Source organism: Streptomyces albireticuli (assembly GCF_002192455.1).
Classification (GTDB): Bacteria; Actinomycetota; Actinomycetes; order Streptomycetales; family Streptomycetaceae; genus Streptomyces; species Streptomyces albireticuli_B.
In genome coordinates, this window is record NZ_CP021744.1 from 6,662,222 (window position 1) to 6,686,330 (window position 24,109).

The 24,109-nt window shown below is 73.6% G+C and carries 16 protein-coding genes and 2 pseudogenes; 12 read left to right on the top strand and 6 right to left on the bottom strand.

All coding sequences use genetic code 11. From position 1 onward, the window contains the following. The first annotated feature begins 146 nt into the window (after nt 1-146). The 3 genes from SMD11_RS28910 to SMD11_RS28920 all read left to right on the top strand — a co-directional run bounded on the left by SMD11_RS28910 (nt 147) and on the right by SMD11_RS28920 (nt 4,025). Entirely contained in the window at nt 147-1,343 is a 1,197-nt protein-coding gene (locus tag SMD11_RS28910) for a cytochrome P450 (protein WP_087929245.1), read from the top strand. A gap of 138 nt (nt 1,344-1,481) precedes the next feature. Continuing rightward, nucleotides 1,482-3,080 carry a GMC oxidoreductase gene (locus SMD11_RS28915; protein ID WP_087930785.1) on the top strand — a complete coding sequence of 533 codons (1,599 nt, stop codon included), beginning with the start codon at nt 1,482-1,484 and terminating at the stop codon, nt 3,078-3,080. Between the two features lie 192 nt (nt 3,081-3,272). Next, nucleotides 3,273-4,025, top strand: a complete 753-nt coding sequence (locus tag SMD11_RS28920) for a thioesterase II family protein (RefSeq protein ID WP_087930786.1) — start codon at nt 3,273-3,275, stop codon at nt 4,023-4,025. Nucleotides 4,026-5,555: 1,530 nt separating this feature from the next. Here SMD11_RS28920 and SMD11_RS36595 read toward each other — a convergent pair. Together SMD11_RS36595 and SMD11_RS28930 are read right to left on the bottom strand one after the other, a co-directional pair. Then, nucleotides 5,556-6,356 (bottom strand): annotated as a pseudogene (locus tag SMD11_RS36595) (PIG-L family deacetylase); the annotation flags it as partial. A gap of 318 nt (nt 6,357-6,674) precedes the next feature. Beyond that, nucleotides 6,675-7,613, bottom strand: a complete 939-nt coding sequence (locus tag SMD11_RS28930; protein WP_087929246.1) for a LysR substrate-binding domain-containing protein — start codon at nt 7,611-7,613, stop codon at nt 6,675-6,677. Between the two features lie 211 nt (nt 7,614-7,824). On the opposite strand from SMD11_RS28930, the pseudogene SMD11_RS28935 reads away from it, so the two are divergent. The 4 genes and pseudogenes from SMD11_RS28935 (at nt 7,825) to SMD11_RS28950 (ending at nt 12,753) form a co-directional block, all read left to right on the top strand. Then, nucleotides 7,825-8,972 (top strand): annotated as a pseudogene (locus SMD11_RS28935) (alpha/beta hydrolase). 128 nt (nt 8,973-9,100) lie between these two features. Next, nucleotides 9,101-9,691 carry a hypothetical protein gene (locus SMD11_RS28940; protein WP_159395371.1) on the top strand — a complete coding sequence of 197 codons (591 nt, stop codon included), beginning with the start codon at nt 9,101-9,103 and terminating at the stop codon, nt 9,689-9,691. 209 nt (nt 9,692-9,900) lie between these two features. Continuing rightward, nucleotides 9,901-11,034 (top strand): alpha/beta hydrolase family protein, encoded by a 1,134-nt coding sequence (locus tag SMD11_RS28945; RefSeq protein ID WP_234366199.1) that lies wholly within the window; start codon nt 9,901-9,903, stop codon nt 11,032-11,034. Between the two features lie 138 nt (nt 11,035-11,172). Continuing rightward, nucleotides 11,173-12,753: an alpha/beta hydrolase gene (locus tag SMD11_RS28950; RefSeq protein ID WP_087929248.1), complete on the top strand. Its 1,581-nt coding sequence runs from the start codon at nt 11,173-11,175 to the stop codon at nt 12,751-12,753. Nucleotide 12,754: 1 nt separating this feature from the next. Here the strand turns inward: SMD11_RS28950 and SMD11_RS28955 are convergent, their stop codons facing one another. Both SMD11_RS28955 and SMD11_RS28960 read right to left on the bottom strand, forming a co-directional pair. After that, complete coding sequence (locus SMD11_RS28955; protein WP_087929249.1) at nt 12,755-13,804, bottom strand: polyprenyl synthetase family protein; 1,050 nt, start codon at nt 13,802-13,804, stop codon at nt 12,755-12,757. A gap of 170 nt (nt 13,805-13,974) precedes the next feature. Continuing rightward, on the bottom strand, nt 13,975-15,021 hold the full coding sequence (locus tag SMD11_RS28960; protein WP_087929250.1) for a tetratricopeptide repeat protein: 1,047 nt from the start codon (nt 15,019-15,021) through the stop codon (nt 13,975-13,977). A 445-nt stretch (nt 15,022-15,466) separates the two neighbouring features. On the opposite strand from SMD11_RS28960, the gene SMD11_RS28965 reads away from it, so the two are divergent. Then, the gene (locus SMD11_RS28965) at nt 15,467-17,089 is read left to right on the top strand and encodes a phospholipase D-like domain-containing protein (RefSeq protein ID WP_087929251.1); all 1,623 of its coding nucleotides are present in this window, start codon (nt 15,467-15,469) and stop codon (nt 17,087-17,089) included. Nucleotides 17,090-17,179: 90 nt separating this feature from the next. Here SMD11_RS28965 and SMD11_RS28970 read toward each other — a convergent pair whose 3' ends face one another. Continuing rightward, entirely contained in the window at nt 17,180-18,391 is a 1,212-nt protein-coding gene (locus SMD11_RS28970) for a serine hydrolase domain-containing protein (RefSeq protein ID WP_199843973.1), read from the bottom strand. A gap of 254 nt (nt 18,392-18,645) precedes the next feature. Here SMD11_RS28970 and SMD11_RS28975 point away from each other — a divergent pair, with 254 nt between their 5' ends. The 3 genes from SMD11_RS28975 to SMD11_RS28985 all read left to right on the top strand — a co-directional run bounded on the left by SMD11_RS28975 (nt 18,646) and on the right by SMD11_RS28985 (nt 21,738). Further along, nucleotides 18,646-19,362, top strand: a complete 717-nt coding sequence (locus tag SMD11_RS28975; RefSeq protein WP_234366200.1) for a maleylpyruvate isomerase family mycothiol-dependent enzyme — start codon at nt 18,646-18,648, stop codon at nt 19,360-19,362. Between the two features lie 257 nt (nt 19,363-19,619). Then, nucleotides 19,620-20,414 (top strand): phosphatase PAP2 family protein, encoded by a 795-nt coding sequence (locus SMD11_RS28980; protein WP_087929253.1) that lies wholly within the window; start codon nt 19,620-19,622, stop codon nt 20,412-20,414. 136 nt (nt 20,415-20,550) lie between these two features. After that, nucleotides 20,551-21,738, top strand: a complete 1,188-nt coding sequence (locus SMD11_RS28985; RefSeq protein WP_087930789.1) for an acyl-CoA dehydrogenase family protein — start codon at nt 20,551-20,553, stop codon at nt 21,736-21,738. A gap of 13 nt (nt 21,739-21,751) precedes the next feature. On the opposite strand, the gene SMD11_RS28990 is transcribed toward SMD11_RS28985, so the two are convergent. Further along, nucleotides 21,752-22,420, bottom strand: a complete 669-nt coding sequence (locus SMD11_RS28990; protein WP_087929254.1) for a MerR family transcriptional regulator — start codon at nt 22,418-22,420, stop codon at nt 21,752-21,754. A 142-nt stretch (nt 22,421-22,562) separates the two neighbouring features. Between SMD11_RS28990 and SMD11_RS28995 the strand changes: the two genes are divergently transcribed. Further along, a complete protein-coding gene (locus SMD11_RS28995; protein WP_087929255.1) occupies nt 22,563-23,885 on the top strand; it encodes a YhgE/Pip domain-containing protein in 1,323 nt (440 codons plus the stop codon). Nucleotides 23,886-24,109: the final 224 nt, after the last annotated feature.

Genomic DNA, 24,109 nt, shown 5'->3' on the forward strand with positions numbered 1-24,109 from the left:
AAAGCGCCCGCGATCGATTTCGTTGACAGCGTTCCGGACGGCTGCATACCGTCCTCGAGAAGGTGTCGAAGGTGTCCAAGGTGGGTCCATCCCCGGGAAATGCCTCGTACCGCGGGAAAACAGATGGCATGGGAAGGCGGGGGGAGATGACCGGGGCCGCACCGGCGGTTTTCTCGACCGTCCGCGAGAACCACTTCGACCCGCCGGCGGCCACGCGGACCGCACGGGAGCACGCACCCCTCACCCGTGTGGCGTTCGCCGACGGGCACCTCGGCTGGCTGGTCACCGCGGACGCCACCGCCCGTGCCGTGTTATCCGACCCCCGCTTCGGCACCCGGGGCGGACCCGAACACCCCGCGGTGCCGCGCGCGACGGTCCTGGCCGACCCCCCGGCGGCCCCCGCCGGAACGCCCGCCCCACCCGGCGGCCCCGGCCACCGGCGCTACCGCGAGCTGCTCGCCGGCCAGTTCACCGACCGGCGCCTGCGTCTCCTGACCGAGTGGACCCGGAAGGCCGCCGAGGAGCGGCTGGACGTCATGGAGCGCGCCGGCTCACCGGCCGACCTCTTCGAGCACTTCGCGCTCCCGGTCTCCTCCCTCGTCCTCTGCGAGCTGCTCGGCGTGCCCCACGCGGACCGGGAGCGGTTCCGGCACGACGCCGCGGTGTGGAGCGGCCACGGCGCCTCCACCGAGGAGGTCACGGCGGCCTTCGCCGACCTCGGCGCCTACCTCCACGGGCTGGTCCTCCGCAAGCGCGCCGTGCCCGGCGACGACGTCCTCAGCGGCCTGGTCCACGGCGGGGACGGCCTCACCGACGAGGAACTCACCTCGCTCGCCCTCCTCCTGCTCCTCGCCGGCCTGGAGACGACCGCCGGCCAGCTCGCGCTCGGCGTCCTCGCGCTCCTCCGGCACCCCGCGCAGCTCGCCGCGCTGCGCGCCGACCCCTCGCTGACCGAAGGCGCGGTGGAGGAGCTGCTGCGCTACGTCAGCGTCGTCCACCACGGCCCCACCCGCGTCGCCCTGGAGGACGCCGGGATCGACGGCGTGCCGGTGCGGAAGGGCGAGGTCGTCATGGTCTCGCTGCCGGCGGCCAACCGCGACCCCGCCCGCTACGCCGACCCCGACGCCCTCGACGTCACCCGGCACGCCGCCGGCCACCTGGCCTTCGGCCACGGCGTCCACCGGTGCCTCGGCCGGCAGCTCGCCCGCGTCGAGCTGCGCGCCGGCATCGACGCGGTGCTGCGCCGCTTCCCCGGCCTGCGCCTGGCCGTCCCGGCGGACGCGATCCCGCCGCGGCACGACACGCAGGTCTACGGCGTCCAGCGGATGCCGGTCGCCTGGTAGCCCGGGCGCCGCCCGGTCGCCGCGTGGGCCACCCCCCAGACCACCACGGTTCGATAAGCACTTACGTAATTGTTCGAAAGGTCAGGTATCACCAGCGTGGTAGACAACCAGCACCTGTCGCGGCGTCGGCTCTTCGGCATGGCCGCCCTCAGCGCGGCGGCCCTCGCGGGCGCGACCACCATCTCCGCGGCCCCGCGCGCCGCCGCCGCGGGCAAGGCGGTGGCCGGCGGCACCTTCGTGCCCGCCGTCGTCATCGGCACCGGCTACGGCGCGGCCGTCTCCGCGCTGCGCCTCGGCGAGGCCGGCGTCAGCACGCTGATGCTGGAGATGGGCCAGCTGTGGAACCAGCCGGGCCCGGACGGCAACGTCTTCAGCGGGATGCTCAAGCCCGACAAGCGCTCCAGCTGGTTCAAGACCCGCACGGAGGCCCCGCTCGGCTCCTTCCTGTGGCTGGACCTCGCCAACCGGGACATCGACCCCTACGCGGGCGTCCTGGACCGGGTGAACTTCGACCAGATGTCCGTGTACGTGGGGCGCGGCGTCGGCGGCGGCTCGCTCGTCAACGGCGGCATGGCGGTGACGCCCCGGCGTTCGTACTTCGAGGAAGTGCTGCCCCAGGTCGACGCCGCCGAGATGTACGACCGGTACTTCCCGCGCGCCAACTCGACCCTCCGCGTCGGCAACATCGACAAGAAGTGGTTCGAGGAGACCGAGTGGTACAAGTTCGCCCGCGTCTCGCGTGAGCAGGCGTCGAAGGCGGGTCTGAGCACCACCTTCGTGCCCAACGTCTACGACTGGGAGTACATGAAGCGCGAGGCCGAGGGCTCGGTGCCCAAGTCCGCGCTGGACGCCGAGGTCATCTACGGCAACAACCACGGCAAGGTCTCGCTCGACAAGAGCTACCTGGCCGCGGCCCTGGGCACCGGCAAGGTCACCATCGAGACCCTGCACCAGGTCAAGACGATCCGTCAGCAGAAGGACGGCAACTACCTGCTGACCGTCGAGCAGAAGGACGCCGACGGCAAGCTGCTGGCGACCAAGGAGATCTCCTGCCGCCACCTCTTCCTCGGCGCCGGCAGCCTCGGCTCCACCGAGCTGCTGCTGCGGGCCCGGGAGACCGGCGCCCTGCCGAACCTCAGCTCCGAGATCGGCGCCGGCTGGGGCCCCAACGGCAACATCATGACCGCCCGCGCCAACCACATGTGGAACCCCACGGGCACCAAGCAGTCCTCGATACCCGCCCTGGGCATCGACGACTGGGACAACCCGGACGCCCCGGTCTTCGCCGAGATCGCGCCCATGCCGGCCGGCCTGGAGACCTGGGTCAGCCTCTACCTGGCGATCACCAAGAACCCCCAGCGCGGCACCTTCGTCTACGACGCCGCCAAGGACCGGGCGGACCTGCGCTGGACCCGGGAGCAGAACGCCCCCGCCGTCGCCGCCGCGAAGTCGCTGTTCGACCGCATCAACAAGGCCAACACCACGATCTACCGGTACGACCTCTTCGGCAAGCAGCTCAAGGCCTTCGCCGACGACTTCTGCTACCACCCGCTCGGCGGCTGCGTCCTCGGCAAGGCCACCGACGACTACGGCCGGGTCGCCGGCTACAAGAACCTCTACGTCACCGACGGCGCCCTGATCCCCGGCTCCATCGGCGTCAACCCGTTCGTGACGATCACCGCGCTCGCCGAGCGCAACATCGAGCGCGTCATCAAGCAGGACGTGGTCGCCAAGTAAGGCCGGGCGGTCCCGGGCGCGCGCCTCGCGCGAGGCGCGCGCCCGTCCCGTGGATCGGCTGTGGCACGACGGGTCGGGGGAACACCAGAATGAGCGGGCCCGGGCCGGGCGCGGCGGGGCCCGTCACGTACCCCGCCTCCCGCGCGGCCCTTCTCCGCCCGCCCTGATTCCCGTTGGAAGGAAAAACGTTCCGTGATCGACAAGACCGAGGACAACGGCCTCTGGATCCGCAGGTTCCACCCGCGTCCGGACAGCGGCGTCCGGCTGGCGTGCCTGCCCCACGCGGGCGGTTCCGCGAGCTTCTTCTTCCCGGTGTCCCAGGCGATGCCGCAGTCCGTGGACGTGCTGTGCGTCCAGTACCCGGGCCGCCAGGACCGCCGCAAGGAACCGCTCATAGACAACATCCCCGACCTCGCCGACCGGGTGTTCGAGGCGCTGCTGCCCTGGGCGGACAAGCCGCTGGCCCTGTTCGGGCACAGCATGGGCGCGTCGGTCGCGTTCGAGGTCGCCCGGCGCTTCGAGCGGGAGAAGGGCACGGTCCTCGCCGGCATCTTCGCCTCGGGCCGCCGCGCGCCGTCCGCCCACCGCCACGAGACCGTCCACCTGCGCGACGACGACGGCCTCATCGCCGAGATGAAGGGCCTGAGCGGCACCGACACCAAGGTCCTCGGCGACGAGGAGCTGCTGCGGATGGTCCTCCCGGCCATCCGCGCCGACTACCGCGCCGCCGAGACGTACGTCTACGAGCCGGGGGACCCGGTGCGCTGCCCGGTCGTCGCCCTCACGGGTGACGACGACCCGAAGGTGACCCTGGCGGAGTCGAAGGCGTGGGGCGAGCACACGGAGGGGCCGTTCGACTTCCATGTGTTCGACGGCGGGCACTTCTTCCTGGCGAACCACCAGGCGGCGATCAACAAGCTGATCGTGGACCGTCTGGGCGCGTAGGGCCGGGTCCGGGGCGGAGCCCCGGGAACCGGGAGGGGGCGGGCAGGGGAAGAATCCCCCACCCGCCCCTTCCCGCGACGCCCTACGACGCCACGTCCCCTGCGTCCTGCCGTCATGAGCCGCCCACGCCGTGAACGCCCCGGCCCCGGCCCCCCGCTGACGCGCGGAACTCAGCTTGCCGTCCATCCCCAGCACCACGGTCACCACGCGCCCCTCCGCGTCCTGGACCATGCCCGGCGTCCCGCGGTACGGGATGCCCTGGTCCTGCCAGGACCCGGGGCGGCCCGAGCCGGCGGCGAGGCGGACGCGGCCCTTGCTGTCGCGGTCGGCCAGCACGGTCGTGTTCCCGGCCTGGGCGATGCCGACGCGCTCGTAGCCGCCGAGCGGCTCGCACTGGGCGGACACCTTCCAGGAGCCGTTCTCCGGCCGGTCCGCGACGATCACCCGTGAGGTGTCGGGCTGCCGCATGGCGACCCGCATGCCGCCGCTCGGGAGCGCGGCCAGGGTCACCGGACCGGTGCAGGTGGGCAGCCGGGTCGGCTCGGCCGGCTGCGGGGTGCCGCCGGGCTCCTGGGACATCCAGTGGTGGACCGTGCGGGTGTCGGCGATGAGGACGTGGATCCGCCCCTGCTCGTCGGCCGCCGCGTCGAGCCCGTCGATGGTCCTCGGCTCGGGGCCGGGGGAGGGGAGCGTCTCCCACTCCGTCCAGTCCTTGCCGCCGGCGCCGCCGCGGAAGGCCACCCCGCCGTCGAAGGTGCGGACGAAGACGTGGACGGTGCCGTCCTTGCCCACGGCCGCGACCGGGTAGCCCATCTCCATGGAGCGCCGGTCCTCGGTCTCGGGGGAGCCGAGCGGTTCCCAGGCGCCGAACGTGGGGGTGCCGGAGCTCATCCCGGTCTGGCGGGTCGTGACGACCTCGCGCCGGTGGGTCCGGTCACCCTTCTCCTTGCCCGGCAGCACCGTGCGGACGGAGAAGAGCTGGAGGGTGCCGTCGGTGTGGCGCACCGCCTGCACCTGGCCCTCCAGCATCGGGCCGGCGACCGGGGCGGCCGAGGACCAGACGCCGCTGCCGGGCTTGGTCTCGGTCCAGCAGTGCGCGGCGCCGTCGAGGAGGGCGAAGGCCGCGAGCCGCTTGTCGGGCAGCGGCTGCACCCAGCGGGTGGTGCCGGGGGCGCGGTGGCGGCAGTTGTTCGACCAGCGGACCGCCTTGGAACGGGCGCCGACCTTGCGGTCGCCGCAGCCCGCGGAGTCGCCGCAGTCCTTGCCGTCGGCCCAGCCGTAGGTGTCGAGGAACTTCACCTTGTGGTCGGTGGTGGCCCGGTCGAGGTTGCTGGGCAGCTGCGAGACCTCGTAGCCGATGTAGCTCTCGACGGCGGTCGGCCGCGAGTGCTTGCGGCCCCAGTACTCGGCGAGGGCGGCCTGCGCGAAGAACGCCGAGGTGGTGTGGTCCTGGTGGTCGTACTTGGATATGCCCTCCAGGACGGGGGGCGTGTTCGGGAAGTGCCGCTGCTTGGGCTCGTGCGTCGGGTTCGGGTCGAGGGTGCGCACGACCGTCGGCTGGTAGCGCTCGAACACGGCGACGAGGGTGTCGATCAGCTCCTGGCGCCCGTACCGGAAGGTGCGGGTGACCGGGGTGGCGGCCGGCTTGAGCGTGGTCAGGTTGGGCACCGCGCCCAGCCACAGGCCGCGCAGGCTCTCCTTGCGCGGGTTGCGCAGGGTCCGGGCCTCGATCAGCTCCAGGAAGATCAGCTGGACCTGGGGGGCCGCGCGCAGCGTCTGGACCTCGACCTCGAAGCCGGGGAGCAGCGTGAGCGTCTCCACCTCCCACGGGCTCAGCGAGTCGCCGGTCGCCATCCGGGCCGTGGCCTCGCGGAAGCCGTTGAGCCGGGCGCGGACGAACTCCGGCCGCCGCTCCGGCAGTTTGCGGTAGTCGCGGGTGTTCGAGAGCGCGTTGCGGCCGTCGGACTCGCCGCCGGTGAGGCAGACGGTCACGGACGGGGCGCCGCTGCGGATCGACTGCTCCAGCTCCGGGTTCATGAAGTAGAGCGAGTCGTCGGGGTGGGCGATGACGTGCACGAACGACTCGGAGGCCGCCACCTTGGCGTTACGGGCCGAGGCGCCCTTGGGGCCGGCCTGCTTCGCCTCGGGGGCCAGCCATTGCCAGGCGCCCACCGCGCCCGCTCCGACGACGATGCCGCCACCGGCGACCTGAAGCACGCGTCGCCGCGGTATGTGCCCTGGCACAGGTGTGTCCCCTACTCTCCTGCGCCAACGCCATGCGCGCGCGGTGATCAAACTCAACAAAGCAACGGGGTGAATAGAACTAATCACCCACTGGTCATGAGTTCGATCCTATGATCCGCAACCTGCTGTTTCCCTGCTGTTTTGTAACAGCCGTGCGTCGGCCGGACGTCGGTTCCCAGGCGATTGCGCAACACGTACCGGCGCCCGCCGCGGTGCTCACGGAAGGTCGTCCGGCGGTCGCGGAGGCGTGTCGAAACGGAGCTCGATCTTGCCGGGAGGGCGGTGGGGGGAGAGGGGAAAAGCCCGTGCCGAGGCGGTCAGGGCGAGGGGGCGGACCCGGTCCGGGCGCCGTCGCTCACGGGCTGCCGCCTACTGACCTGCCGCCCTGCTTCCGCCCCGTCCGCCTCACTCCGTCTCGCCGCGGATCGCCCGTACGACCGCCTGCTCGCGGTTCCGCACGGCCAGCGCGCTCGCGACGAAGTCCTCGACGAGCTCCGAGTCGGTGTCCCGGCGCCGGGCGACGGCCAGGGCCGAGCCCTCGATGTCGCGGACGGGCACGTAACGGATCTCGGGGTGGGGTGTGTAACGGGCGGCCGACAGCGCCGTGACGGTGAAGGCCTGGCCCGTCGTGACCAGCATCAGTTCCTCGGCGGGCGTCGCCGCCTCCATGGTGACCCGGCGCGGGCCGCCGTGCCCGGCGCCGTCGCCGGGCCGGGTCAGCGTCCAGAAGTCGCTGAACACCGGGTCCGGGTGCGGGACCGCCACGACGGGCAGGTCCCGCAGGTCCCGGACGGAGAGGGACTCCCGCCCGGCGAGCGGATGGGACGCCCGCAGGCCCGCCACCCGGGGCTCGACCAGCAGCTCCCGCAGACACAGGCCCGCGGTCCCGAAGGGCGGCCGGACGAACGCCACGTCGACCAGGCCGCGGCCCAGCCCCGCCGACGGGTCGTCCCGGTGGAACTCCCGCTGGACCAGAGAGACTTCCGGGCGGCGGCGGGCGAACTCGTCCAGGATCGGGCCCGTCAGCTCCAGGGCCGCGCCCGCGACGAACCCGAGCCGCAGCGTCACCGCCTCCCGCCGGCACTCGTCCAGCACCGCCAGCGCGTGCTCCCACGCGCCGACCACCCGCCGCGCCTCCGGCAGCAGCGCGGCGCCCGCCGCCGTGAGCGACACCTGCCGGGTCGTGCGCTCGAAGAGCCGCACGCCGAGGCCCTCCTCCAGCTTGCGGATCTGGAGGCTGAGCGCCTGCTGGGCCAGCCGCACCCGGCCCGCGGCCCGGGTGAAGCTGAGCTCCTCGGCGAGGGCGAGGAAGCAGCGGAGACGGCGCGTACTCACATCCAGCACCGGGCGATTGTAGGGCCGGGACCAGGCGCGTTCCGGGCCGTGCGGGGCGGTATCACCCGGGAGGGGAGGCGCGGCGCCGGCCCGCGCCCCCGGCGTCGCCGACCCCCTACTGCGGTATCACCTCCGGGTTGGCCCCCTGGTGTGACGCCCCGTCCGTCACTCCCTTCCTAACTTTCCCTCCGTCACCACACAGGACGAGGGAGAGACATCCATGGGCCGCTTCAAGCGCTCGCTGATCGCCGCCGCGCTCACGGCGACCGTCGTCGCGGGCACGGCGGGCTGGGCCGTCGCCGACGAGCAGACCGCCGTCACCGGCCCGCCGGCCGGTACCGCGGCCTGGCGCGCCGACCACTCCCTCGGCCGCGAGCTGCCCGACCCGGCCACGGCCGCGCCCCGGGACGTCGCCGCGTTCTTCGCCGGCCTCGGTGAGACCCGGCGGCACGAGCTGGCCGCCCGTCACCCCCTCGTCGTCGGCAACCTCGACGGCGCGCCCGTACCCCTGCGGTACGAGGCCAACGCGCGGGCCATCACCGCCGAGCGCGCCGCGGCACGCGCCCGCGCCGCCGACCCGGACCTCCCCCGGGGGAACGGGAGCGCGCCCGCGCCCAGGCCGACCGCTGTTCCCGGCTGCTCGCGCCCGGCCGGCAGATCCTCGCCTTCGACCCGCGCGGCCGCGGCCAGCTCGCCGAGGTCTACGGGGACTGGGCGGCGGCCCGGCGCACGGCCGTCGTCGTGCCCGGCTCGGACATCGACCTGGCCTCCTTCGACCGTACGAAGGACCGCTACGGCACCCCCGCCGGCATGGCCGCGTCGCTGCGGGCCGAGATGACCCGGCAGGCCCCGGGCACGCCCAACGCGGTGATCGCCTGGGCGGGCTACACCACCCCCGTCGGCCTCGGCCTGGACGCCGCCACCGGCCGGCTCGCGGCGGCGGGCGCCCCTCGCCTGGAACGCTTCCTCGCGGGCCTCGGCGCCGCGCACGCCCCGGCGGTCTTCTGCCACAGCTACGGCTCGGTCGTCTGCGGCCTGGCCGCCCACGCCCTCGACGGCAACACGGCCGGCGACCTCGTCCTGCTCGGCAGCCCCGGCGTCCGCGCCGACACCGCGGCCGGGCTGCACACGGGCGCCCGCGTGTGGGCGGTGCGGCGCAACGGCGCGGACTGGATAGGCAAGGTCCCCAACGTCGAGCTCTTCGGCCTCGGACACGGGGCGGATCCCACGGGGGCGTCGTTCGGCGCCCGGCTCGTGCCGTCGACGGGGGCGCGTGGCCACACGGGGTACTTCGCGCCGGGCACGGAGTCGCTGCGGAGCTTCGCGGAGATCGCGCTGAGCGGGGGCGAGGCGGCGGTGGGTCAGTAGGGGCGGCGCCCGCGGCGGGGCTCTCCCCGGTCCCGCCCTTTCCCGTTGCTCCGGGCGGGGCCACCCCTATCGGGTGGCATCCGGTGGTGTCGTGAGGGAAGGGGAGCGTCCACGGTAGTGATGGGTGCGTGAACCGACAGCTTGGTGTGCCGGGCCGGCGGAGTGGTGCGAGAGAACTCGACCGGCTCCTGCCCGCGTACGACCTCCGCTCGCGGTTCGCCCGGCGGATCGCGGCGGACCCGGCGACCGTGTGGCGGGCGCTGACCGAGGTCACCGCCGCAGAGCTGCCGGTCTACCGGACGCTGATGCGGCTGCGCCTGGGTGGCCGGGGCCGGGTCGAGGGGCCGTTCATCGACGGTTTCCCCACCCCCACCCTGGTCACCGTGGACGGCGAGGAACTGGTCAAGGGCATGGTCGCCCGGTTCTGGAGGGTCCGTCCCCGGCCCGCCCCGGTCGCCCCGGGGGACGCGGCGGCGTTCGTCGCGTTCGACGAGCCAGGCTGGGCCAAAGCGGCCCTGAGCCTGAGCGTCGTCCCCGGCACCGGCGGAACCCTCCTGTCGTTCGAGACCCGGGTGCGCTCCACCGACGCCCACGCCCGGCGCGCCTTCCGTGCCTACTGGCTGCTCATCCAGCTGGGCGGAGCGGCGTACATCAGGATCGAGGTCCTGCGGGCGGTGGCCCGTCGCGCCGAACGCGCTACCGCCTCGGGCTGCCCCTGACCCGACGTCGTTCTCGGGGCAAGGGCCGTCAGGGGGCCGCCCCGCGAAGGAAACCCCCGCCCTCCGCTACCCCTCCCGCGCCGGCGGCCCGGCCTTCAGCAGCCCCGGGAGCCGCACGCCGGGATTCTCCCGCCGCGGCGGGCCCGCGCGGCCGTCACTCCACCCCGCGGCCGATGCCTCCGATCCGGTGGTGATCTACGGTGATGATCATGTTGAGGACATCCACCTCGCGGCGGTCGTTCGTGGCCGCCGCGCTGCTCATGACCCTTGCCGCCGCACCCGTGACCTCCGCCGTCGCCGCGCCGTCGTCGTCCGCACCCGCCCGCGCCACCGCCGAGGTACCCGCCCCCACCACACGCGCCCCGATCGGGACCAGGACGCTGCACCTGGTCGACCCGTCGCGCCCGGACCCGTGGAAGCCCGCCGCGGGCTCCCGGGAACTCATGGTCACCATGTGGTACCCGGCCCTGCCCTCGCGCGGGGAGAAGGCGCCGTACGCGTCGAAGGCGCTGTCCCGTCAGATCCTCGGCACCGAGGCGCTCGGCGACGTGCGCGCCCACGCCGTGACCGACGCGCGCCCGGCGCCGAAGGCCCGGCCGCTGGTCGTGCTGTCCCCGGGCTTCGGGATGAGCCGCCTCACCCTCACCGCGCTCGGCGAGGACCTGGCGTCCCGCGGCTACGCCGTGGCCGCCGTCGACCACACCTACGAGGCCGCCGTGGAGTTCCCCGGCGGGCGCATGGAGACCTGCCTGATCTGCGGGAAGCCCGACACCGGCGCCGTCGTCCGCAACCGCAGCAAGGACCTTCGCTTCGTGCTGGACCAGCTCACCCGCCCCGGCGCGGTGCCGCGCGTCGACGCCCGGCGCATCGGCGTCGCCGGGCACTCCATCGGCGGCGCGAGCGCCGTCGAGGTGATGCGCGACGACCCGCGCGTGGACGCCGCGGTCAACCTCGACGGCAACTTCTTCACCGAGCCGCCCGCCGCCGGCCTGCGCAAGCCGGTCCTGCTGCTGGGCGCGCAGCGCGGCGCGTCGCCGGAGTTCCAGGAGAACTGGGAGCAGACCTGGAGCCACCTGACCGGCTGGAAGCGCTGGCTCGACGTGCCCGACGGCGGGCACCTCACCTTCACCGACGCCCCCTGGATCGTGGACCGCTTCGGCCTGCCGGCCCAGCTCCCCGAGAAGGACCGCCCGGGCGCCCTCGGCACCCTGGCAGCCTCCAAGGCCACGTCCCTCACCAGGGATTACGTGGCCGCCTTCTTCGACCGTCAGCTGCGCGGCGTGCCGAGCCCGCTGCTCGACCGGCCGTCCGCCCGGCACCCCGAGGTGACCTTCCTCAAGTAGCCGCCGCACGGCGCCGCTTCCACCGCGCCTCCCGCCATGGTGAAGCTGGTGCCACCTCGGAGACGGATACCAGCGGGATCGATCGCGCTCTTCCCGGGCCGGAACATCGAGGGCGTACGACGACGCCCAGGAGGATCGATGTCCCGGACCAGGATCAGGATCGGCACCAGGAAGGCGCGGTGGACCCGCGCCGGCGTGACCGGCGCGGCGGCGGTGGCGATCGCCGCCGCGCTGTGCCCGGCGGCCACCGCCGCCCGGCCCGCCGCGGCCGTGCCCGCGCCCGTGCCGGAGCGCTACACCGCGCAGCGGCTCGTGTGGGAGCCCTGCGCGCCCGGCGCCACGCTGGAGTGCGCGCCGATGACCGTCCCGCGCGACTGGCACCACCCCGGTGCCGGTGCCGACCTCACCGTGCGGGTGTCGCGGCAGCGGGCCGCCGACCCGGCGCGGCGGCGCGGCACGCTGCTGATGGCGGCCGGCGGGCCCGGTGGCGAGGGGCTGATCCGGCCCACGGGCTTCGTCAAGGCGGCGCCGAAGATCGCCGAGGTCTACGACGTGGTGGGCTTCGACCAGCGCGGCGTGGGCCGCAGCACCCGGGTGAGCTGCCAGGACGACGCCGAGTTCGCGGACTTCTTCGCCGGCGACTTCCGGGACCGCTCGCCCGCCGCCCTCCGCCGCGTGCTGGACAACTCCCGGAAGTTCGTGGCCGGCTGCCAGGCCCGCAGCGGCGACCTGCTGCCGTACCTCACGACCGAGCAGACCGCCCGCGACGTCGACCTGTACCGCGCCCTGCTCGGCGAGCGGAAGATCTCCTACTACGGGCCCTCCTACGCCTCGAAGCTCGGCGCGACCTACGCCACCCTCTTCCCCCGGCACGTCGAACGCGTCGTCCTCGACAGCAACATCGCCTTCGACGGCACCTGGGAGGAGTTCGAGAAGGGGCAGCCGATGAGCTTCCAGCGCCGGTTCGAGGAGGACTTCCTGCCCTGGCTGGCGCGGTACGACGACGTGTACCACTACGGGCGCACCCCGGCCGAGGCCAAGGCCAGGTGGGAGGAGCGCCGCCGCGCCCTGGGCGCGCGGCCGCTGACGATCGGCGGCGGCAGGACGCTCGCGCCCAACCAGTTCGACAACGGCGCGATCCTGGCCCTCTACAAGGGCGGGACGTTCCCCCTGCTCGCGGGCGCGCTCGCCGCGCTCGACCACTGGGACACGGCGACGGACGAGGAGCGGCGGAACGTCGACCTGATCTTCGGCCGCTACCTCAGCAAGGAGTTCCTCGCCGAGTTCTTCTCGGTCACCTGCAACGACACCCCGTGGACCCGGGACACCGCCCAGTGGGTGCGGCAGACCGCCGAGGACGCCGCCAGGTACCCGCTCATGGGCGCCCGCGCGCTCGCCTTCGCCGCGACCTGCGCGGCCTGGCCGGCCGGCACGGCGCCGCGCGTCGACGTCACGGGCGAGGGGCTGCCGCCGGTCCTGATGCTCAACTCCCTCCACGACCCGGCCACCTACTACGAGGGCGCCCGGCGCGCCCACCGGGCGCTGCGCGGCTCGCGCCTGGTCACCGTCACCGGCGGCGACCACGGCCAGTACCTGGAGAAGAACGCCTGCGTGGACGCGATCGTCGACCGCTACCTCCTCACCGGCGCCGCACCGGACCGTGACACCACCTGCGCGGCGACCCCGCTGCCCGTACCGGCGGGGCACACCGCCCGCTAGCTCACAGCCGGCGGTCCAGCAGGTACTCGGCGATCTCGGCGATCTCGTCCGCCGCGCGCTCCGCCAGCGGCACCGCGCGCAGGCACTCCCGCGCCGACGCCACATGGCGGCGGGCGTCCTCCAGGGCGAACTCCCGGCCCCCGGCCTCCTCGACGACCGCCGCCGCGCGGTAGGCGTCGTCGGCGTCCACCGGCATCCCCGAGCCCAGCAGCCCCACCAGGTGCCGGGCGGCCGCCGGGTCCAGGGCCATGGCGGCGAGCACCGGGAGGGTCTTCTTCCGGCGGCGCAGGTCGCTGTGGACCGGCTTGCCCGTGGTCGCCGGGTCGCCCCAGATGCCCAGCAGGTCGTCGACGGCCTGGAACGCGAGGCCCAGCTGCCGCCCGGCCTCCGAGAGCGCGCCCACCAGCAGCGGCGGGGCGCCCGCCAGGACCGGGCCCAGGGCGGCCGAGCAGCCGAGCAGGGCGCCCGTCTTCCGGGCGGCCATCGCCTGGTACTCGGGTATGCCGACGGCGTCGGGGCCCACCCAGGGCCGGCTCTCGAAGACCAGGTCGTCGGCCTGTCCGTGGACGAGCTCGCCCATGGCCTCGGCGAGGTGCCGGACGGCCGTGCCGCTGTGGTCGCCGCCGGCGCCGGCCAGCGTCCGCACGGCCAGCGCGAACAGCGCGTCGCCGGTCAGGACCGCGGGGCCGGTGCCGAACGCCTTCCAGGCGCTCTCCTGGTGCCGGCGCCGCTCGTCGCCGTCCATGATGTCGTCGTGCACCAGCGAGAAGGTGTGCACCAGCTCGACGGCCACCGCGGCGGGCACGGCGAGGTCACCGGGCGCGCCCACGGCCTCGGTGCCCAGGACGGCGAGGGCCTGCCGGATGCCCTTGCCGCCGGGCGCGGCGGTGGGCCTGCCGTCGGCGTCGCACCAGCCGAGGGAGAAGGACGTCATCAGGCGCGGCAGCGGGTGGAGGCTCCGCACGGCCGTGGTCAGGGCGGGTTCCACCAGGCTCCGGCAGCGGTCGAGGGCGGGTGGCACGGGAACCTGGAGGCCGGTCTGCGAGGTCATGGGAGCTTCTCTTTCCGTGGTCGTGGACGAGGGCCGGTCGTGGCCGGGGCCGGAGCGTGTCCTTCTCGGGCGGAGGCCGTTCGTGAGCGGGGCCGGAGCGTGACCTTCTCGGGCGGGGCCGGTCGGCGGCGGACGCCGGGCGCCCCGAGGAAGGCGCGGAGCGGGGGAGTTCAGCAGGCGGCCGCCGCGCCGACGGGCGTGAGGCCCAGCTCGGCGCGGGCCTTGTCGACCATGTCCCGGGCGTGCAGCAGGCCGATCCCGCCGAGCGTGCGGTGCAGCTCGTCCAGCTCGGCGGCGGTCTCCTCGGCGGCGCGCCCCAGCCGGGCGCGGGACTTCACGAGCCCCAGCCGGGCCAGCGCGGCGCCCCGCGGCTCGTCCATGGCCAGGAACTCCTCCAGGGCGCCGGCGTAGGCCTCCTTCGCCTCCTCGTAGCGGCCCGCGCGGAAGAACACGTTGCCGCGCATCTTGTGGTTGTAGGCCAGCGCGCTGACCAGCCGCATCTCCCGGCAGGCGGCCTCGGCCTCGGACAGCAGCGCGAGCGCCGGCTCCGTCTCCCCGCGGGCGGAGCGCACATCGGCGATGCCGCGCAGCGCCCACGCGCGGCCCCGGGCGTCGTCCGCCCGCCCGGCTATCTCGGCCGCCTCCTCGAACATCGCGAGCGCGGTGTCGTACGAGCCGGTGTTGCGGTGCATCTGGGCGATGCCCTCCAGTGCCCACACCGTGTGCCGGGCCTCGCCGCGCTTGCGCGCCTCCGCCAGCAGCTTCTCGTGCAGTTCGCCGACGGCCTGGTAGTCGCCCTGGATCCGGCCGGTCTCGGCGAGCCCGGCCAGGGAGTAGCCGCGGGCCACGATGTCCCCGCCGCGCTCGGCGAGTTCGGCGGCGGTGGCGAGCCAGCGCCGGGCCAGCGCGAGGTCGCCCCGCTGCCGGGCCAGGGTGCCGCCGCTCCACACCGCCCAGGCCATCGCCCCCAGGTCGGCGGCGCGCCGGGCGGCGCGGTAGCTGTCCTTCCACGCCCGCTCGGCCTCCGCGACCCGGCCGAGCCGGCGGCTCGCCTCCGCGACGGCCAGTCCGGCGTGCGCCGACTCCAGGTCGCTCCCGCCCCGTTCGGCTCTGCGCAGCTGCTCGGTGGCCTTCGCCAGCACCTCCTCCAGCGACGCGTTCACGGAGAGGTCGCCCAGGGAGCCCCGGTATTCGGGTGCGAAAGCCTTGCCGTACATGCCTGCCTCACTTCTGGATCCGGGGGGAGCGGGGAACGCCCACCGTTGATCAAGAAATCTAGGCCGTGGCGGCGGGGCGGGTAATCAGCCCGGAAGCCTGTGTGGCATACATCTGAGGGCCCCGATCCGGGGTGTGACTCCTCCGCGAGGCGTACGAACGACCCCTACCTGAGTCGGGGTTCGGTACCCCGCCCCGCACCCCCGAGCCGCTGGAACAGGGGATTCCATGGGAATTGTCAAGGGCTGAATCCAGAAATCCCTGGACCCGTCCGGGCTCGCTCCGGCTTGCCCCATGGTGTCCAAGCACCCCTTCCGGACTGGTAACTTCAAGGAGTTGATCTTGCGCGTACCGACCGTCACCGGCGGACGCGGATCCGCGAGACGCCGTCCCCGCGTCCCGCCCATCGACACACCCCCGTTCTTGACACCTCGATAAGGATGCGAAATGGCTCGCCACCGGCTACGCCGTCTCAACCGCCTCGCCGGGTGCGCGGCGGCCTCGGCCGTCGCTCTCGCCGTGCTGCCCGCCGCCCCGGCCGTCGCCGACTCCGGCTCCCCGACCCCGCACCTGGACGCCGTCGAGAAGACGCTGCGTCAGGTCTCGCCCGGTCTCGAAGGGAGCGTGTGGGAGCGCACCGCGGGCAACAAGCTCGACGCCTCCGCCGGTGACCCCGCCGACTGGCTGCTCCAGACCCCCGGCTGCTGGGGCGACGACAAGTGCGCCGACCGCCCCGGCACCAAGCGGCTGCTCGCCAAGATGACCGAGAACATCTCCAAGGCACAGCGCACCGTCGACATATCCACGCTGGCGCCCTTCCCCAACGGCGCGTTCCAGGACGCGATCGTGGCCGGCCTCAAGTCCTCGGCGGAGTCCGGGAACAAGCTGAAGGTCCGCGTCCTCGTCGGCGCCGCGCCGGTCTACCACGCGACGGTGCTGCCTTCGAAGTACCGCGACGAGCTCGTGTCCAAGCTCGGCAAGGCCGCCGGCAACGTCACCCTGAACGTCGCCTCGATGACCACGTCGAAGACCGCCTTCTCGTGGAACCACTCGAAGCTCCTCGTCGTCGACGGCCAGTCGGCGATCACCGGCGGCATCAACAGCTGGAAGGACGACTACCTCGACACCGCGCACCCGGTGTCGGACGTCGACCTCGCCCTGACCGGCCCCGCCGCCGGCTCCGCGGGCAAGTACCTCGACACGCTCTGGTCCTGGACGTGCGAGAACAAGAGCAACATCGCGAGCGTCTGGTTCGCGTCCTCCAACGGCGCCGGCTGCATGCCGGCCATGGAGAAGGAGGCGAACGCCGGCGCGGCCAAGCCCACCGGTGACGTCCCCGTGATCGCCGTCGGCGGCCTCGGCGTCGGCATCAAGGACAGCGACCCGTCCTCCTCCTTCCGTCCGACGCTGCCCACCGCGTCCGACACCAAGTGCGTCGTCGGCCTGCCCGACCGCACCAACGCCGACCGCGACTACGACACGGTCAACCCCGAGGAGAGCGCCCTGCGCGCGCTGGTCGCCAGCGCGAGCAGCCACATCGAGATCTCCCAGCAGGACCTCAACGCGACCTGCCCGCCGCTGCCCCGCTACGACGTGCGCCTCTACGACGCCCTCGCCGCGAAGATGGCCGCCGGCGTCAAGGTCCGCATCGTCGTCAGCGACCCGGCCAACCGCGGCGCGGTCGGCAGCGGCGGCTACTCGCAGATCAAGTCCCTGAACGAGGTCAGCGACCTGCTCCGCAACCGCCTCGCCCTGCTGACCGGTGACCAGGGTTCCGCGAAGACGGCCATGTGCTCCAACCTCCAGCTGGCGACCTTCCGCAGCTCCGCGAACCCGAAGTGGGCCGACGGCCACCCCTACGCCCAGCACCACAAGCTGGTCTCCGTGGACGGCTCCGCCTTCTACGTCGGCTCGAAGAACCTCTACCCGTCGTGGCTCCAGGACTTCGGCTACATGGTGGAGAGCCCGGACGCGGCCAAGCAGCTCGACGCCAAGCTGCTGGCACCGCAGTGGCAGTACTCGCAGGCCACCGCCACCTTCGACTACGCGCGCGGCGTCTGCCAGGGCTGACCAGGCCCCCGTATGTACGACGGCTCCCGCCGGAGGTCCCCAGGGACGTCCGGCGGGAGCCGTCACGCGTTCCCGGCCGGTCCGGCCGGATCAGCGCAGGTCGGTCAGGGCCGCCAGGGCCGTCACCGGGCCGGGTGCGGCGGAGGGCCGGGCCTCCGTACCGCAGTACTCGGCCTCGACCAGGGCGTCGAGGTCACCGGTCCAGTCGCCGTTGAGGTTGAAGGCGCTGGTGTGACGGCCGTCCGCCGAGGACGTCGCGAGGGTGGTGGAGCCGTGGATGCCACCGGAGTGCATCCAGACGTCCGTCCCGCAGGACAGCGTCACCTTGGAGACGCCGAGGCCGTAGCCGCCGGGGCCCGCGCTCCCGACGGGCACCACGGTGAGCAGCTCGCGCTGCTGGGCGCGCGGCAGCAGCTCGCCGCCGAGCAGCGCGCGGTAGAACCGGTTGAGGTCGCCGGCGGTGGAGATGATCTCGCCCGCCGCGCCGCCCCAGGAGGGGTTGAGCTCGGTGGTGTCGTAGATCTTGGCGTCGGGCGTGTCCTCCAGCTTGCTGTAGCCGCGGCCGTGCGGGCCGGGCAGCCCGGACGAGGTGCCGGGCAGGGTGGTGGCGCGCAGGCCCAGCGGCTTGATCACCCGCCGCTCGATCTCCTGGGCGTAGGAGCGGCCCGAGACCTTCTCCACGATCATCCCGGCGAGGACGTAGTTGGTGTTGGAGTAGCCCCAGGCCTTGCCCGGCCGGAACGTGGGCGCGTGGGCGGTGGCGATGCCGACCAGCTGCCGGGGCGTGTAGGTGTCGTAGCGGTGCTCGGGGAAGCCGGTGGTGATCGTCTTCCGGAACTCCGGGTCGTCGGTGTAGTTGTAGATGCCGCTGGTGTGGTTGAGCAGCTGCCGGACGGTGATCAGCCGGCCGTCGTGGCCGTTGCCCCGGACGGTGCCGGGCAGCCAGTCGTCGACCTTGTCGTCCAGGTCGATTCTGCCCTCGGCCTCCTGCTGGAGCAGGACGACGGAGACGAACGCCTTGGTGACGCTGCCGATCCGGAAGCGGTCCTGGTCCTGCCGCGGCCGCTGCGTGGTGAGGTCCGCGACCCCGGAGGCGGCCTTCCAGACCCCGGAGCCGTCCCGGGCCTGCCCCAGGACCCCGGGGATGCCCGCCTTCACCTGGGCCTCCATGGCGGCCCGGGTGGCCGCGTGCGGGTCGTGGCCGCCCGCGGCGGCCGAGGCGGGGACGGTGAGGACCCCCGCGGTCACCGCGGCCGTGGCCAGCGCCCCCACCAGTGCCCTGCGTACCGTACGTATGCTCATGCGTTCCCGCTCCTTCTTCCCGTGTGCGTTCGGTGTGGTGCTGTGCGGTTGTGCGGTGCTGTGCGGTGCTGTGCGGTTCCTTGTGTCCGGTCGGAGGTGTACACGGGGCAGGACTCCGTCAACGGTCGTACCGTTGAGCGGAATTGACCGGGCGGGGTCCGGATCCGGCCAGGGGGCCGCGAGGGGCCGGCGGCCCGCCCGGGGTCGGAGTGGCACCGAAGGAACAGGGTTGTTCCACTCGAAATCCGGCTAAAATGGACAGTTGGTCGCGCGCGCTGTGCGAGGGGGTGAGCCCGATGGACACCGACGAGATCTGGCAGGCGACCGACACCGAGCGGCTGGGCCTCGCCGACCTGCTGGACGAGCTCTCCGACGAGGAGTGGGAGCGGCCCTCCCTGTGCGAGGGCTGGCGGGTCCGCGACGTCGCCGCGCACCTCGCCCTGTCCCGCACCGGCCCCGGGGCCGTGCTGATCGGCCTCCTGCGGGCCCGCGGCAGCCTCGACCGCATGGTGCGCGACACGGCCCGCCGCTACGCCGCCCACCGCCCCGCGGCGGCGCTGGCCGCCGAGCTGCGCGGGTTGGCCGGATCACGCCGCCACGCCGTGGGCACGACCCCTCTGGAGCCCCTCGTCGACCTCCTGGTGCACGGCCAGGACATCGCGCTGCCGCTCGGCCGCCCCCGGGAGATGCCGCCGCCGGCGGCCGCGGCCGCCGCCACCCGCGTCTGGACCATGGGCTTCCCCTTCCACGCCCGCAAGCGCCTGCACGGCCTGCGCTTCGCCGCCACGGACGCCGTGTGGGTGGCCGGGGAGGGCCGGGACGTCGAAGGGCCCATCGCCGCGATCCTGCTGGCCCTCACCGGCCGCCCGGCCGGCCTCGACCGGCTCACCGGAGCGGGCGCGGCCGAGCTCCGCCACCGCGTCGGCCCGGCCCCGGCGCCCGGCCGCGCGACCCGCCGGGCGGTGCCTTGACCGGCGCCTTGACCCGGGGGGCCACGATCGGCTGAACCCGCACCCCGGGCCCCGCCCCGGCGGTGACCGTCAGGTATAACTCCCTCACGCATCGTCCCTGCTCACGGGCGGGGACCGGCGTCCCCGAGGAGCGGGTCCGCGGCGCGTGTAGCTTTGCCGTACAGCCGCGCCGAGGACATCCGCGCGGCGCGCATTCGTCACCTTCGCGTGTACTGCCGTGCCGGTACCGCCCTACCGATACAAAGGACGCCCCACCGATGCCGTACGTGCGCCACTGGTTGCGCAATTCCATTCTGCTGTTCGCGGTCGCGATCGCGCTGGGAATGGTCGCCGCGCACACCCAACTGATCCAGCCGCACGACCTCCGGCTGGACCGCACGATCCAGATCCACACCCGCGCCGAGTGGCTGAACCACGTGATGGAAGGGGTCAGCTATCTGGCCTCGCCGGTGGCGGGCGTCATCATCCTCGCGATCTGGAGCGGCTGGCTGCTGTTCGTCCGCCGCCGGCCGACGAAGGCGGCCGCGACCTTCCTCGTGGTCGCGGTCGGCTGGAACAGCACACAGATCGCGAAGGCTGTCGTGGCCCGTCCCCGGCCGCCGCGGGAGTTCATGCTCGACCCCGAGATCGGCTCCAACAGCTTCCCCAGCGGGCACACGGCCTTCACCGTCTCCGTCGTCATCGCGGCGTACTTCCTCCTCCGCGAGAGCCGGCACCGGCGGACCGTCCTCGTCTGCGGCGTCCTCGCCGTGCTGCTGGTCGCCTTCTCCCGGATGTACGTCGGCGCGCACTACCCGACCGACACCTTCGGCTCGGTGCTGATCGCCGGTTCGGCGATCACCTTCGTCACGGGTCTGTGGCACGTCTGGCTGCTGCCGAACCTGCACCGGATCCCCCTGATGGAGCGCTTCGGCCTGGAACGCGAGCGGGCCGAGCTCGCGGCGGCCGAGGCCGGCCACCACACCCACGGCTCGGTGCCGCAGAGCCGCCGCCGGCCGTCCGGCGCGCCCGCCGGCTCCGGCGGGCGGCACCGCAAGCACGCGGGCCGCTGACCGCGGCACCGGCGAACCGTCCGGGAGGGCGGGGGCGGGATCCGGCACCACGCCGGCCGCCCCCGCCCTTCCGTATTTCTGGAACCGGTTCTACTGTGTGCGCCGTCACGGCGGCGGCGAGACCCGGGAGGGCACGGTGGACCTCGAGTACACCCCGGCACAGCGGCGGTTCCGCGCCGAACTGCGCGCCTACTTCGCCGAGCTGGTGCCCGGCGACGCGCACGCGCGCCACTTCGACCCCGCCGAGCAGAAGCGCTTCTACCGGGCCACCATCCGCCGGCTCGGCGCCGACGGCCGGCTCGGCGTGGGCTGGCCCGAGGAGTACGGCGGCAGCGGCATGACGCCCATGGAGCAGTTCATCTTCTTCGACGAGGCCGCGCAGGCCGGTGTGCCGCTGCCGCTCATGGCGCTCAACACCGTCGGACCCACCCTGATGCGGTTCGGCACCCCCGAGCAGAAGGCGTACTTCCTGCCGCGCATCCTCTCGGGTGAGCTCGACTTCGCCATCGGCTACAGCGAGCCCGACGCCGGCACCGACCTGGCCTCGCTGCGCACCCGCGCGGTGCGCGACGGCGACACCTATGTCGTCAACGGCCGGAAGATCTGGACCACCAACGGGGACACGGCCGACTGGATCTGGCTGGCCGTCCGCACCGCACCCGTGGAGGAGGGTGTCCCGCCCCACCGGGGCATCAGCATCCTGCTCGTCCCCACCACCTCGCCCGGCTACTCCTGCACCCCCATCAGCACGCTCGCCTCCCACGGCACCACCGCCGGCTACTACGACGACGTCCGGGTGCCCGTCGCCGACCTCGTCGGCGAGGAGGGCGGGGGCTGGCGGCTGATCACCACCCAGCTCAACCACGAGCGCGTGACCCTCGCCGCGCACGGCACCACCGCCATCAGCGCCCTGCGCGACGTCCAGCACTGGGCGGCGGCCACGAAGCTGGCCGACGGCCGCCGGGTCGCCGACCTCGGCTGGGTGCGCGGCCGGCTCGCCCGTACGCACGTGCGGCTCGACGCGATGAAGCTGCTCAACTGGCGCATGGTGGACGCCCTCCAGCGCGGCGAGCTCACCCCGCAGGACGCCTCGGCCGTCAAGGTCTACGGCTCCGAGGCCCGCCGCGACGCCTACGCCTGGCTCATGGAGATCCTCGCCGCCGCCGGCCCCCTCAAGGAGGGCTCGGCCGGCGCCGCCCTCCACGGCGAGCTGGAGCGCGGCTACCGCAGCGCCGTCATCTTCACCTTCGGCGGCGGCAACAACGAGATCCAGCGCGAGATCATCTCCTGGCTCGGCCTGGGCATGCCGCGGGTGCGCCGCTGACCCGGGCCGGACGTCACAGCAGAACATCACCGTTCCCCTCGGGCCCCATGCGGCGCCGGACCCGGTCCTCCTGGGCCAGCCTGCGCAGGAGTTCGAGCACGGGCCCGGAGAGGGCGAGGACGATGACCGCCTGCTCGGCCAGGGCCGGGGAGTCGTCGAAGCCGGCCGCCCGCTCCAGGTCGAGGCCGGCGACCGCGTGGGCCAGCTCCGCGTAGGCGACGAGCCGGTCCGGCTGATAGCCCGCGTCGAGCCGCCGGAGCTCCCGCAGCGCCGCCGTCAGCCCCTGGACGTGCGGCGAGGAGGCGGCGACCCGCCAGTCCATGGCCGCGACGAGGGCCGCCGCGTCGGCCGCCGCGGCCGACTCGGCCGCCGCCTCCTGGTCGGCGTCCTCGGCCGGGGCCTGGGCGACCGGCACCGGCAGGGCGTAGCTGATCGCCTTGAGGGTGCCGTCGGGGCTGTCGGCCCCGTCGACCGCGGCCAGGACGTCGCGAGTGGCGGCGATCGACAGCCCGCCCAGGGTGGTCAGCGCCTTGATCAGCCGGACCCGCTGGACGTGCTCGTCCCCGTACTCGGCCAGCGTGGCGGCCGTCGCCCGGCCGGCGGGCAGCAGCCCCTGCCTGCGGAAGTACTTGATGCTGGCGACCGGCACACCGGTCGTGCGGCTGAGCTCCGAGATCTTCATGCGGCTTTCCTCGACTGGTGGTGCGGCCGGGCGCCTGCCGCCGGCGACCGGACACGACTGGACACCTCAACTCGATACTGCCACTATCTAGCACTAGATACCTCAAGTATCCAGTTACGTAGTGTTACGCACCGGAGCATTCATGCCTTCCCCTCAGCACCCGTCCGTGCTCCGCAGCCCCCGGCTGTGGATAGGCACCGGACTCATCGTCGCGGTGGTCTCGACCTTGTTCGCCCTGCTCTACGTGGGCGGCAACGTCAACCCCAAGGGCAACCTGCGCGACCTGCCCGTCGCCCTGGTCAACAGCGACAAGGGTGCCGACACGGGCGGCAAGCACGTCAACCTCGGCGACCAGGTGGTCTCCGGCATCAAGAAGAACGCCGAGAGCAACGACAGCTTCGACTGGCAGGTGCTCAGCCGGCAGGAGGCCGACAAGCGGCTCGGCCAGGGCAAGCTCTACGGCGCCCTCGTCGTGCCGAAGGACTTCACCGCCACGGTGACGGGGCTCACCGCCCCGCAGCAGAAGCAGCCGGTCCGGCCGGTCCTGACCGTGCTGACCAACCAGTCGGCCGGCAGCATCGGCTCGTCCATGGCGAGCCAGGCGAACCAGAAGGCCGCGCACGGGGCGTCCGCCCAGCTCGGCAAGGACCTCCTCAAGCGCGCGAACGCCCAGGGGGCCAAGCTCGCCCCGGCCGCCCAGCTGATGCTCGCCGACCCCGTGACGGTCGAGGTGGCCGACGGCCACCCGCTCGGCTCGCACAGCGCCATGGGCCTGAGCGCCTTCTACTACGCCCTGGTCCTGCTCGTCTGCGGCATGCTCGGCGCCAACGTCATCACCTCCCAGGTGGACACCGCGCTCGGCTACCTGCACAGCGACTTCGGCCCGTTCCGCCAGCGCATGCCCCTCCAGCGCACCAGCCGGGTCCGCACCCTGGCCGTGGGCTCCGTCCTCATGCTCGCCTTCTCGGTGGTCATGGGCTCCCTGGTCGAGTTCGCCACGGTCGGCATCCTCGACATGGACGCCTCCCACCTCGGCCTGCTGTGGCTCTACTCCGTGGGCACCATCGCGGTCGTCGGCCTGAGCGCGCTGGCCCTGCTCGCCGCCTTCGGCACCCCCGGCATGCTGCTCTCGGCCATCATCTTCGTCGCCATGGCCGTCCCCTCCTCCGGGGCGACCGTGCCCCTGGAGGCGCTGCCCGACTTCTTCCGCGCGCTCGGCGAGTTCGAGCCGCTCCGGCAGATCACCGGCGGCATGCGCTCGATCCTGTACTACGACGCCCAGGCCGACGCCGGTCTCACCCGCGCCTGGACCGCCATGGGCATCGCCCTGGTCGTCGCGGTCCTCTTCGGCTTCGGCGTCACCCGCTTCTACGACCGCAAGGGCCTGCACCGGGTCCCCGGCGCGGAGGAGCCCGCCGAGGCCACCGACAGCACCGACGCCGCCCCGGCGCCCGCGGCGGTCTGAGGCCGGTCGGCACGAGAACCGGGCCGCTGACGCGCGCCGGTTCGTACATCCCCCCGGAAGGCCGGGCCCCGACCGCGGAAACGCGGCGGGCGCCCGGCCTTCGGCGTTCCCGGAGGCGGCGCCCGCCGCCATGCGCGGGCGGGGCCGGCGCGCGATGATGGTGACGTGTCCTGATGGCCCGGTGCGGAGCACGTCGCAGACCATCCCCCTCCTCCCGAGGAGCC

Coding starts and splice junctions, on each gene's coding strand:
- SMD11_RS28955 (WP_087929249.1), bottom strand. CDS start 13,804: ATGACCTCGCAGACCGGCCTCCAGGTTCCCGTGCCACCCGCCCTCGAC.
- SMD11_RS28960 (WP_087929250.1), bottom strand. CDS start 15,021: ATGTACGGCAAGGCTTTCGCACCCGAATACCGGGGCTCCCTGGGCGAC.
- SMD11_RS28970 (WP_199843973.1), bottom strand. CDS start 18,391: ATGAGCATACGTACGGTACGCAGGGCACTGGTGGGGGCGCTGGCCACG.
- SMD11_RS28965 (WP_087929251.1), top strand. CDS start 15,467: ATGGCTCGCCACCGGCTACGCCGTCTCAACCGCCTCGCCGGGTGCGCG.
- SMD11_RS28980 (WP_087929253.1), top strand. CDS start 19,620: ATGCCGTACGTGCGCCACTGGTTGCGCAATTCCATTCTGCTGTTCGCG.
- SMD11_RS28990 (WP_087929254.1), bottom strand. CDS start 22,420: ATGAAGATCTCGGAGCTCAGCCGCACGACCGGTGTGCCGGTCGCCAGC.
- SMD11_RS28915 (WP_087930785.1), top strand. CDS start 1,482: ATGGCCGCCCTCAGCGCGGCGGCCCTCGCGGGCGCGACCACCATCTCC.
- SMD11_RS28975 (WP_234366200.1), top strand. CDS start 18,646: ATGGACAGTTGGTCGCGCGCGCTGTGCGAGGGGGTGAGCCCGATGGAC.
- SMD11_RS28950 (WP_087929248.1), top strand. CDS start 11,173: ATGTCCCGGACCAGGATCAGGATCGGCACCAGGAAGGCGCGGTGGACC.
- SMD11_RS28945 (WP_234366199.1), top strand. CDS start 9,901: ATGTTGAGGACATCCACCTCGCGGCGGTCGTTCGTGGCCGCCGCGCTG.
- SMD11_RS28910 (WP_087929245.1), top strand. CDS start 147: ATGACCGGGGCCGCACCGGCGGTTTTCTCGACCGTCCGCGAGAACCAC.
- SMD11_RS28995 (WP_087929255.1), top strand. CDS start 22,563: ATGCCTTCCCCTCAGCACCCGTCCGTGCTCCGCAGCCCCCGGCTGTGG.